Annotated in this window: 7 protein-coding genes and 16 tRNA genes; 22 read left to right on the forward strand and 1 reads right to left on the reverse strand. The window is 45.5% G+C overall.

Going from position 1 to position 10076, the window contains the following annotated elements; genetic code table 11:
• Positions 1-18: 18 nt before the first annotated feature.
• From ACWNM1_RS29300 to ACWNM1_RS29375, 16 genes are all read left to right on the forward strand, one after another.
• Positions 19-94: transfer RNA gene (locus tag ACWNM1_RS29300), tRNA-Asn, on the forward strand.
• 3 nt (positions 95-97) lie between these two features.
• Positions 98-190: transfer RNA gene (locus ACWNM1_RS29305), tRNA-Ser, on the forward strand.
• Positions 191-207: 17 nt separating this feature from the next.
• A tRNA-Glu gene (locus ACWNM1_RS29310) sits at positions 208-279 on the forward strand.
• Between the two features lie 6 nt (positions 280-285).
• Positions 286-361: transfer RNA gene (locus ACWNM1_RS29315), tRNA-Val, on the forward strand.
• Positions 362-378: 17 nt separating this feature from the next.
• Positions 379-455 (forward strand) — tRNA-Met (locus tag ACWNM1_RS29320).
• Positions 456-481: 26 nt separating this feature from the next.
• Positions 482-559, forward strand: a tRNA-Asp gene (locus ACWNM1_RS29325).
• A gap of 7 nt (positions 560-566) precedes the next feature.
• Positions 567-642 (forward strand) — tRNA-Phe (locus tag ACWNM1_RS29330).
• A 20-nt stretch (positions 643-662) separates the two neighbouring features.
• Positions 663-738, forward strand: a tRNA-Thr gene (locus ACWNM1_RS29335).
• A gap of 5 nt (positions 739-743) precedes the next feature.
• Positions 744-829: transfer RNA gene (locus ACWNM1_RS29340), tRNA-Tyr, on the forward strand.
• A gap of 7 nt (positions 830-836) precedes the next feature.
• Positions 837-910, forward strand: a tRNA-Trp gene (locus ACWNM1_RS29345).
• 36 nt (positions 911-946) lie between these two features.
• Positions 947-1022 (forward strand) — tRNA-His (locus tag ACWNM1_RS29350).
• A gap of 40 nt (positions 1023-1062) precedes the next feature.
• A tRNA-His gene (locus ACWNM1_RS29355) sits at positions 1063-1138 on the forward strand.
• 19 nt (positions 1139-1157) lie between these two features.
• A tRNA-Gln gene (locus ACWNM1_RS29360) sits at positions 1158-1232 on the forward strand.
• Positions 1233-1238: 6 nt separating this feature from the next.
• Positions 1239-1313, forward strand: a tRNA-Gly gene (locus tag ACWNM1_RS29365).
• 10 nt (positions 1314-1323) lie between these two features.
• Positions 1324-1397 (forward strand) — tRNA-Cys (locus ACWNM1_RS29370).
• A 14-nt stretch (positions 1398-1411) separates the two neighbouring features.
• Positions 1412-1490, forward strand: a tRNA-Leu gene (locus ACWNM1_RS29375).
• Positions 1491-1592: 102 nt separating this feature from the next.
• Here ACWNM1_RS29375 and ACWNM1_RS29380 read toward each other — a convergent pair.
• Positions 1593-2375 (reverse strand): helix-turn-helix domain-containing protein, encoded by a 783-nt coding sequence (locus ACWNM1_RS29380; protein ID WP_449603747.1) that lies wholly within the window; start codon positions 2373-2375, stop codon positions 1593-1595.
• A 326-nt stretch (positions 2376-2701) separates the two neighbouring features.
• Between ACWNM1_RS29380 and ACWNM1_RS29385 the strand changes: the two genes are divergently transcribed.
• The 6 genes from ACWNM1_RS29385 to ACWNM1_RS29410 all read left to right on the forward strand — a co-directional run bounded on the left by ACWNM1_RS29385 (position 2702) and on the right by ACWNM1_RS29410 (position 9879).
• Positions 2702-3841: a BMP family ABC transporter substrate-binding protein gene (locus ACWNM1_RS29385; RefSeq protein ID WP_449603748.1), complete on the forward strand. Its 1140-nt coding sequence runs from the start codon at positions 2702-2704 to the stop codon at positions 3839-3841.
• Between the two features lie 102 nt (positions 3842-3943).
• Complete coding sequence (locus ACWNM1_RS29390) at positions 3944-5506, forward strand: ABC transporter ATP-binding protein (RefSeq protein ID WP_449603749.1); 1563 nt, start codon at positions 3944-3946, stop codon at positions 5504-5506.
• A complete protein-coding gene (locus tag ACWNM1_RS29395; RefSeq protein WP_042131006.1) occupies positions 5499-6545 on the forward strand; it encodes an ABC transporter permease in 1047 nt (348 codons plus the stop codon). The genes ACWNM1_RS29390 and ACWNM1_RS29395 overlap by 8 nt, the downstream gene beginning before the upstream one ends.
• On the forward strand, positions 6542-7480 hold the full coding sequence (locus ACWNM1_RS29400; protein ID WP_042131005.1) for an ABC transporter permease: 939 nt from the start codon (positions 6542-6544) through the stop codon (positions 7478-7480). Before ACWNM1_RS29395 ends, ACWNM1_RS29400 begins: the two co-directional genes overlap by 4 nt.
• Positions 7481-7524: 44 nt before the next feature.
• Positions 7525-8478: a nucleoside hydrolase gene (locus ACWNM1_RS29405; RefSeq protein ID WP_449603750.1), complete on the forward strand. Its 954-nt coding sequence runs from the start codon at positions 7525-7527 to the stop codon at positions 8476-8478.
• A 3-nt stretch (positions 8479-8481) separates the two neighbouring features.
• Complete coding sequence (locus ACWNM1_RS29410) at positions 8482-9879, forward strand: ADP-ribosylglycohydrolase family protein (protein WP_449603751.1); 1398 nt, start codon at positions 8482-8484, stop codon at positions 9877-9879.
• Positions 9880-10076 lie beyond the last annotated feature (197 nt).

Raw genomic sequence — 10076 nt, forward strand, 5'->3', positions numbered from 1 at the left:
CAAGCCTGGTATGAATATTCCCTGATAGCTCAGTTGGTAGAGCACTCGACTGTTAATCGAGTTGTCACAGGTTCGAGTCCTGTTCGGGGAGCCATATGGAGAGGTGTCCGAGTTTGGCCGAAGGAGCACGATTGGAAATCGTGTAGGCGCCACAAGCGTCTCGAGGGTTCGAATCCCTCTCTCTCCGCCACAAATTTTACTTAGTATGGCCCGTTGGTCAAGGGGTTAAGACACCTCCCTTTCACGGAGGTAACATGGGTTCGAATCCCATACGGGTCATAACATGGAGGCTTAGCTCAGCTGGGAGAGCATCTGCCTTACAAGCAGAGGGTCGGGGGTTCGATCCCCTCAGCCTCCACCATATTCATTTAAGAACGACGCGGGGTGGAGCAGCCCGGTAGCTCGTCGGGCTCATAACCCGAAGGCCGCAGGTTCAAATCCTGCCCCCGCAACCAATTTTCATCAAGTAATTATATCTTTTGGAACCGTGGTGTAGTTGGCCTAACATGCCTGCCTGTCACGCAGGAGATCGCGAGTTCGAATCTCGTCGGTTCCGCCATTTTCTTGGCTCGATAGCTCAGTCGGTAGAGCAGAGGACTGAAAATCCTCGTGTCGGCGGTTCGAATCCGTCTCGAGCCACCATATAGTATACAACTTAATATGCCGGTGTAGCTCAATTGGTAGAGCAACTGACTTGTAATCAGTAGGTTGGGGGTTCAAGTCCTCTCGCCGGCACCATCTTTGGGGGATTAGCGAAGTGGCCAAACGCATCAGACTGTAAATCTGCTCACGTACGTGTTCGGTGGTTCGAATCCATCATCCCCCACCATTTTTTTAGGGGCATAGTTTAAAGGTAGAACAACGGTCTCCAAAACCGTTGGTGTGGGTTCAATTCCTGCTGCCCCTGCCAATCTTTATCCAGAGTCTTTCTCTAAAGTTTAATATGGCGGTCGTGGCGAAGGGGTTAACGCACCGGTTTGTGGATCCGGCATTCGTGGGTTCAAGTCCCATCGGTCGCCCCATTTACTTTAAGAAGAACAGCAACAAATTCAGTTTAATATGGCGACTGTGGCGAAGGGGTTAACGCACCGGATTGTGGTTCCGGCATTCGTGGGTTCGAGACCCATCAGTCGCCCCATTTTACTTTAAAATGTTATTGGGGATTAGCCAAGCGGTAAGGCAACGGACTTTGACTCCGTCATGCATAGGTTCAAATCCTATATCCCCAGCCATTTTATGCGGACGTGGCTCAGCGGTAGAGCATCGCCTTGCCAAGGCGAGGGTCGCGGGTTCGATTCCCGTCGTCCGCTCCATATTTTACATGGCGCCATAGCCAAGTGGTAAGGCAAAGCTCTGCAAAAGCTTTATCCCCAGTTCAAATCTGGGTGGCGCCTCCATTAATTTCATATGTGCCGGCGTGGCGGAATGGCAGACGCGCTCGACTCAAAATCGAGAGGGAAACCGTGGAGGTTCGAGTCCTCTCGCCGGTATATCAAAAAGGTTTGTAAAGTCGCTTGTATAAGCAACTTTACAAACCTTTTTTCTTTATATCTCTGGCATTTCAATCTTAAGCCGTTGAATTAGAGGCGTCTCTAATCAATGGCTTTTTTGTGTGGAGTGGTATTATATTGATTGCTTAGTCGGAATGCACGAGGGGTGAGACCGACTTCACGTTTAAACATATTGCAGAATTGAGCATCATTGACAAACCCAGCAGCAGCGGATACTTCTGAGATATGCATTTGGGTATGTTCTAAGAGAGACTTTGCATAATCCAGACGTTTCAACAGTAGATAGCGAAGAGGTGAAGAACCGAATCGCTCTTTAAATAAATGGCGGAAACGATCATAGCTATATCCAGACATCTCAGAGAGTGTTGCGACCGATAGCTTATGGCGGTAATGCTCATTCATATAGTTTAGGACATATTGTACTCTGTCTTCCGTTGGAGACTGAAAACTAGAGGCGCTAAGAAGCCGTATCAGATGAACAGTGATTTCGCTCATTTGCAGGTTTAATAGTTCAGAGAATCCATCTTGCTTGCGCGTAAACTCTGCTTTCATTCGAAGCAAGATCTGTAGAACAGTATGGTCTTTATCATCTTCATATACGCCTTGCAAATTCTCCATATTTGGGTGATTTGAATGGAAGCCAACAAATAGTACAGTAGCATCCTCACGATGGTTCTCGTCATGTTTATGATTGGGTGGTACGAGCGCGAATGATGATGAACGAAAATGATAACTTCGCGAGCCCACATTGGTAGTTCCTAATCCGTTTAAATAATAGACTAGTTCATAGCATTCATGCTGATGGGGTGGAATATAGGTATTAATCTCATGTGCTGCATTTACAATATATAGAACACGATCCATGATGAGCCTCCAATAATTATGTTTTAGCCGAATCGTACAAAATTATGACCGAAATCATATAATTATTTTCGTTAATATTTGATATGATCGTATCAAGAAATCCGAAGATTAGCAACCTGACTGGCCATCTCGTTCGGGAATTAGTCGGATTATTAGTGAAAATGATAATTTTATCTCTATTTTCTAGTCTATTCGTTAAAATCATTGAATTATTGAGAGTGTAACTTGCAATATGAGAGTTTCCATCTAAATCGTGAAATATACAACGGACTAAGAAGGAGAATCTCTCAAATTACTAACCAACTATAAATAGGGGGAATAGAAAAGTGAAAAAGAAAGTTCTTTCTTTGTTGTTACTAGTAGTAATGGTAATGGTCACAGCCTGTGGAAATAATACGTCGAGTAATGGATCTTCCACGAATGCAGGATCTAACGCAGCTGAAGGTGGAGAAACAGGTTCAGGGGATAAACTCAAAGTTGTACTTCTGATTCCAGGAACGCTTGGTGATAAATCTTTCTTTGACTCTGCGAATAGCGGTTTGCAAAAGGTTAAGGATGAGCTGGGTGCAGAAACAAAAGTTGTAGAAATGGGTGTCGATAAAACGAAATGGGAGCCTACGTTTAACGATATCGCCGCTGAGGACTGGGATGTTATTATTTCTGGCGGATCGGAAATTACAGAGATGTTTAATGCAACGGCTGAATTATATCCTGACAAAAAGTTCATTAACTATGATACTGATATAGATGAAGCACCAGAGAATATGTACAACATGTCTTATGCAACAAATGAAGTATCTTTTCTAGCAGGTGCTGTAGCGGCGCTAGCTACACAATCGGATATGGAAAATGCTAATCCTGAGAATGTGATCGGTTTTGTAGGTGGTATGGACATCCCTGGAATTAACGCTTTCTTGGTAGGCTACATTCAGGGCGCTCAATATGTTGATCCTGATGTGAAGGTCGCAGTATCATATGCTGGTGATTTCGTTAACCCGGCTAAAGGCAAGGAGCTTTCGTTGATTCAATATAACTCCGGTGTGGATGTTATTTTTAACGTGGCTGGGGGTACAGGTCTTGGGATCTTTGACGCAGCTAAGGAGAAGAAAAAATATGCTATCGGTGTAGACTCCGATCAGGCGATGTTGCTTAACGATACAGATAGCGAAAAAGCAAACTTGATCGTTACTTCTTCTATTAAAAAGATTGATAGTGCTATTCTGGGTGCCGTGAAGAGATTACAAGACGGTACACTTGAGATGGGTAAACGTGATGTGTTGAGCTTTGTAGATGATGGTGTAGGCATTGCAGAGAATGAGATCTATAAAAATATCTTCCCTGCCGATCTTCAGGCTAAAGTTGAAGAAGTGAAGCAAAAGCTGATCAATAAAGAAATTACAGTAGATAACGCGATGGGAATGGAAACCTCTGAAGTAGAAGCCATTCGTAACGCAGTTAAGCCTTAAGTATAGCTATAAAGTGATAAACCTACAGTTGGAGATTCTTCTTTTAGAAGAATTCCAGCTGTATATTTTTGCAGACCTCCAAGTCGAAAGGCGTTGAGACCTATGAACAAAGCTCTGCTGGAAATGCGGGGAATTACCAAGGTGTATCCCAATGGTGTCGTTGCAAATAAAGACGTGCATTTTTCTTTACGTGAGGGAGAAATTCATGCGATTGCGGGCGAGAATGGCGCTGGTAAATCAACTTTAATGAAGATCATGTTCGGCATGGAAGAGCCTAGTGAAGGTGAAATCTTTATCAAGGGTGAAAAAGTGAAGCTGCAATCTGCTCAGGATGCCATTGATAGAGGGATTGGTATGGTTCACCAGCATTTTATGTTGGTCCCTTCTTTTACGGTAGCTGAGAACATGGTGCTGGGCATGGAACCTCGTAAGGGCGTTGGCATCAATTATGCAGAAGCTATACGCATGACCGAAGAGACTGCGAAGAAATACAATCTGGTAGTGGATCCAAAAGCAAAAGTGGAGGATCTCACGGTTGGTATGAAGCAAAAGGTTGAAATTCTGAAGGCGCTGCTGCGTGGTGCAAAAATCCTCGTTCTGGATGAGCCGACCGCAGTGTTGACCCCACAGGAAACAGAGGAATTGTTCCGGGAGCTTAAGCAGTTAAGAGAGCAGGGTCATACGATTGTTTTTATTTCACACAAGTTGAAAGAAGTTAAAGCGATCTGTGACAGAATTACGATCATGCGTAGCGGACGTAGTGAAGGTGTCTTCCAAACAAAGGATGTCACGGAGCAAGAAATCTCACGCCTTATGGTGGGCAGAGACGTCGTGTTGAAATATGACAAGGAGATTCTGTCTATTGGGGAGCCGATACTCACTGTGCAGGGCTTAGGTGTAAATGATGCACACGGCAAAGCGTTGCTAACAGATGTCAACTTTGCAGTACGCGGGGGACAAATTATTGGGATTGCTGGTGTAGAAGGGAATGGGCAGACACAGCTCATTGAGGCTCTTACGGGTAGCCTAAGAGGGGTCTCAAGCCAAGGTTCTGTGCTAGTGAAGGGAAAAGATATTCGTGAATCGGATATTTTAGATATTCGTAAGCTAGGCGTTTCCTATATCCCAGAGGATCGGATGCATCAAGGGATAGCCAGTGATGCGAGCATAGCGGATAATCTGCTGTCCACTCAGTATCGTACAAAAGCTATGAATAAAGGTCCCTTTTTAAATGGATCACGAATTGCCAAGCTTGCAGTATCACTTGTAGAAGAATTTAAAGTCCGCTGTTCGGGACCCTCTCAACCAATAGGAATGTTATCAGGTGGTAACATGCAGAAGGTGGTCGTAGCTAGAGAGTGTTCTACAGAACCGCAACTGCTTATTGCAGAACAGCCGACACGGGGCGTGGATATAGGCGCGGCGCAGTTCATACATCAAAAGCTGTTGGAGCTACGCTCCGACGATTGCGCTATTTTGCTAGTGTCAGCAGACTTAAATGAGATCTTGGAGATCAGCGATAGTCTACTAGTGATGTATGAAGGAAAGATTGTTGCCTTTTTCGAGGAGCCTTCCAAGGTTAGTGAAGAAGAATTAGGGCTTTATATGCTAGGGATTCATCGACAGGACGAGGAGCAAATCAGGAGGGCCGTAAATCATGTTTAAAGTAAAATATTTTGAATACATTCGAACATCGGCAGTAATCGTAATTGCACTCGCTATTGCTTTTCTGATCATCTCATTGGTCAGCAATCAGCCGGTGAAGACGATTGGGATATTCCTATTTGAGCCGCTATCCAGTAAAGGTCATATCGGTAATGTGATTGAGATGGCCATTCCCCTCATGTTCACTGGGCTAGCAGTTTCTTTGTTGTTCCGGGCAAATATGTTCAATTTGGGAGCTGAAGGGATTTTCTATTTCTCCGGTGTTGTAACTTCCGTGTTGGCTATTCATTTAACGCTGGACGGGTGGCTTCATCCGATCGTAGCTATTGCTGCGGGTTCTATTGTTGGTGCGTTGCTCTCGGCAATACCCGGGATCCTCAAAGCCAAATGGAATGCCAATGAGCTGGTTACATCCTTGATGTTCAATAATATTTTGTTTGGAGTAGGTTTATATCTACTGAACTATCACTTACGTGATGCAAAAGCATTTGCCAATGTATCCTACAAATTCGAGAAAACGGCACTGCTGAGTAAAATGGTGCCTGGCACCCGTATTCATACCGGACTTATTATCGTTATCGTGCTTATTATTGCAGCGCATCTATTCCTATACAAGACTAAATGGGGATATGAGCTGCGAATGACAGGCATCAACCGGAACTTTGCACGTTATTCAGGCATGAAGACCGCGAAGGTTATTATACTGGTTCACTTGATTGCTGGTTTTATCGCGGGAATGGGTGGTTCCGTAGAAGTGCTAGGGATGTACAATCGATTCCAATGGACATCGTTACCAGGTTATGGCTTAGATGGTGCTCTTGTAGCGATGTTAGCCAAGAATAATCCGCTATCCGTAATCGGCGCTGCATTGTTCCTTGCATATATCCGGATCGGAGCCGACATGATGGCACGTCTATCGGATGTACCTTCAGAGATGATTTCTATTATACAGGCGATTATCATTCTTCTGATTTCGGCTGAACAATTTCTGAAGTTCTGGAAAAATCGGATGCTCTTGAAGGAGGCGAAGGAAGCGTGAACAGCTTGTTTGATGTGATTTTTACGACTGACTTTGCGTTTTCTGTTCTTCGAGTGACGACACCGATTCTATTCGCCGCATTGGGAGCGTTAATCTCTAATAGGGCTGGTATCATCAACATTGGTATGGAAGGCATCATGCTTGTCGCGGCGTTAGCCGGTGTCATTGTAAGCAGCTACACGCATAGTGCGTGGGTAGGTTTACTTGGGGCTGTGATGTCCGGAACACTGATCGCTGGAATATTAGCTTTTTTCACACTGAAATTTAAAACACATATCATTCTCGGCGGCGTAGCTATTAATATGTTCGCTTCGGGAGGAACCGTGTTTATTCTTTATCTGCTGAGTGGAGACAAGGGATCTTCTACTTCTCTGGCGAGTAAAGTGCTACCTAGTGTAGAGATTCCTTTGCTGAAGGACATTCCGGTGCTGGGGCCTATTCTATCAGGACATCACATTTTGACGTATGTATCTATTATTGCTGTGTTTGTTGTCTACTATCTCTTAAACCGTACACCGCTTGGTCTGCGCATTCGTTCAGTGGGTGAAAATCCACATGCGGCTCAATCTGTGGGAGTAAGTGTTGTGAAAATACAGTATATGGCTTTGCTGCTTAGTGGATTTTTTGCCGGCTTAGGCGGTGCTTACATGTCGATGGGTTACCTGTCACTGTTTACTCGCGATATGATCGCTGGTCGGGGCTGGATTGCGATTGCCGCAGAGTCTATGGGTAGAAGCACGACAGTGGGTACGGCGCTGACCTCTCTATTATTTGGTACGGCAGACGCCTTGTCGAATGCGCTACAGGTCCTGAAGATTCCTGCAGAACTGATCGCGACGCTTCCTTATGTAGCAACGGTAATTGGACTAGTGATCTATGCCGTATCTGAGACACGGAAAAAGAATAAAAAACTTAAAAGCCCGCTAGTGAAATAGCGATAGGAATAACGAGGATTTATACAACTAAGGAGTGAATGACTATGCGAACACCTATTATTATTGACTGCGATCCAGGGCATGATGACGCAATCGCTATCCTGCTTGCAATAGCAAATTCGGAGAAGCTGGATCTGCGCGGGATTACAACGGTTGGTGGAAACCAGATCCTCGATAAAATCACAGAAAACGCACTTAAAGTGATCAGCTTTGTGAATGCTGATATTCCTGTAGCCAAAGGGGCTGTGGGTCCGCTGTTCGGCAAGCTTGTTACAGGTGAGGAAGCACATGGTGAATCAGGTATGGACGGCCCACTGTTGCCACCAAGTAAATTCCGGCCTGTAGAAGAAGGCGCTGTAGAATTTATGCTGAATATTATCCGTTCTTCGGAGGAGAAGATTACGCTCGTACCGATGGCTCCTTTAACAAATATCGCCCTGCTGATCACTGCTTATCCCGAGATTAAGGAAAGAATTGAAAAGATTTCACTGATGGGCGGAGGAATTTCTTATGGAAATGTAACCTCTACTGCGGAGTTTAACATCTATGTAGATCCTGAAGCTGCTCGTATCGTGTTTGAGTCGGGTATTCCGATTACGATGAGTGGTCTGGATGTGACCGATAAGGCAGCCATTTTCGAAGATGAGATCGTAGCATTGAAAGAGCGTGGGCCAGTGTCCACTATGGTCGGAGAACTGTTAGATTTCTATTCGATCTTCGGAAAGAAAATGGGCTATGTCGGCAGTGCACTGCATGATCCATGCGCCGTAGCTTGGCTCTTGCACCCAGAACTGTTTGAATCCGAGCATCTATATGTAACGGTAGAGACAGAAGGTAAGATGACGCGGGGAATGACGGTTGCAGACAAACGAAAGAAGACGGATCGCCCAGCGAATGTAGAAGTCCTGGTGGGAGTAGACCGGGAAGCATTTATGAAGTTGATTTTTGATTCACTGGAAAAGCTAGATCAAGAGCTGCTTATGGCTGAAGGGAACTAACCTATGGCAGGATGGGAGAGACTTCAGGAGACGGTTCAGTTTGAATTGGTTCAGCGTGGAGAAGAAGGCTGCAAGATTGAAGGCATCGCGGATAAACTAGCCGCTGCAGGTGCAGATGAGATTAAGCTGATGCAAGTATACAACGAGTTGATGGAGCTCACGGTTGCTGAGGACTTTCCTTATGAAGAGCCGTCTTCACTGGAGGAAATTCGTCGTCTTCGTCCAGAAGGTCCACGTAAGCTTGAGGCTGATTGGAGTGAAGCAGAATGGAGAGATAAGTTCTACGGAGCTTGGCTAGGTAGAAGCGTCGGTTGCGCACTTGGCAAACCATTGGAGTATTGGGACTACCTCTACGGTAAAGATGGACGCCCGGGTTGGGAGAATATTGAGCTGTGGTTCCGGGGTGCCGATGCATGGCCTATTACTGGCTATACGCCTGGGCATTCACGGGCAGAGGCAGAATATGGTCTTGGTTTAAGTGATTGGACGTATGCGAGTACCAGCGAGAAGATCACGTTTATGGAAAGCGATGACGATATTCGTTACACGGTACTGGGGCTTATGCTGCTGGAGCAGAAGGGGCTGGACTGGGATTCTTGGGATATCGGGAAGCTCTGGCATAAACATCTGACATACGCCCAGGTATGTACGGCAGAGACACAGTCGTATATGAATTTTGCACAGGAAACGTCTCATTTGCATGGTGAGAAGCCTGCGGATTGGCTGGCGCGGCAGGAAAGAGTGCGGATGCACTTAAACCCCTACCGGGAGTGGATTGGAGCGGCTATACGCGCAGATGGACTGGCTTATGGTGCAGCAGGCCATCCTGAGCTTGCAGCGGAGTTAGGTTGGCGTGATGCTTCTTTTTCACATGTAAAAAACGGGATCTATGGCGAGATGTTTAATGCAGCGATGATTTCGGCGGCTTTTGCTGAAAAAAATAACGAGCGTATTCTTGAGATTGGTCTTAGTGAGATCCCTCGTACTAGTCGTCTGGCAAGTGACGTTCTACGAGGTATAGATATTGCGCAGAAGGCCAAAAGTGAGCGGGAGTTGGTAAGTAAGATTTGGGATACATTCAGCCACTATGATGCGGTGCACACCAATAATAATGCTGCTCTTGTAGCTGCTTCGCTGGTCTATGGCGGGAATGATTTTGAAAAAGCGGTCGTTACATCCGTTTACGGAGGAATGGATACAGACTGTAATGGTGCTACAGTGGGTTCTATTATGGGAGCGAAGCTTGGAGCAAGTGTGTTGCCGGCTTCGTGGATTGAACCGCTCCATGATACGCTATATGCGGATCTACCTGGTTTTCATCCGATTGCGATTTCGGAATGCGCGGAGCGCAGCTATCAGGTCTTCTTGAAGATTCGAGGAGAGCTTGGCGAAAAGTCTTAGATCATGGATTACGAAAGAAAGGATGTCTTAAGCTATCGAGCTTAGACATCCTTTTTTTCGTGGCGATCTAGTTCTTGAAATAGATGTAACAGCGGGTTTAGGAGTTAGGTAACAGGAGAATCCTGATTTGAAGAGAGATTAAGTCAGTCATTTATTGGGAGATAAGGACGTCAAAATAGTCCGATATAATGGGCTTT

The sequence above is a fragment of the Paenibacillus sp. Marseille-Q9583 genome (assembly GCF_976954365.1).

Excerpts from the sequence above, each read along its gene's own strand:
- ACWNM1_RS29405 (WP_449603750.1), top strand. The coding sequence starts at position 7,525 with ATGCGAACACCTATTATTATTGACTGCGATCCAGGGCATGATGACGCA.
- ACWNM1_RS29410 (WP_449603751.1), top strand. The coding sequence starts at position 8,482 with ATGGCAGGATGGGAGAGACTTCAGGAGACGGTTCAGTTTGAATTGGTT.
- ACWNM1_RS29380 (WP_449603747.1), bottom strand. The coding sequence starts at position 2,375 with ATGGATCGTGTTCTATATATTGTAAATGCAGCACATGAGATTAATACC.
- ACWNM1_RS29390 (WP_449603749.1), top strand. The coding sequence starts at position 3,944 with ATGAACAAAGCTCTGCTGGAAATGCGGGGAATTACCAAGGTGTATCCC.
- ACWNM1_RS29395 (WP_042131006.1), top strand. The coding sequence starts at position 5,499 with ATGTTTAAAGTAAAATATTTTGAATACATTCGAACATCGGCAGTAATC.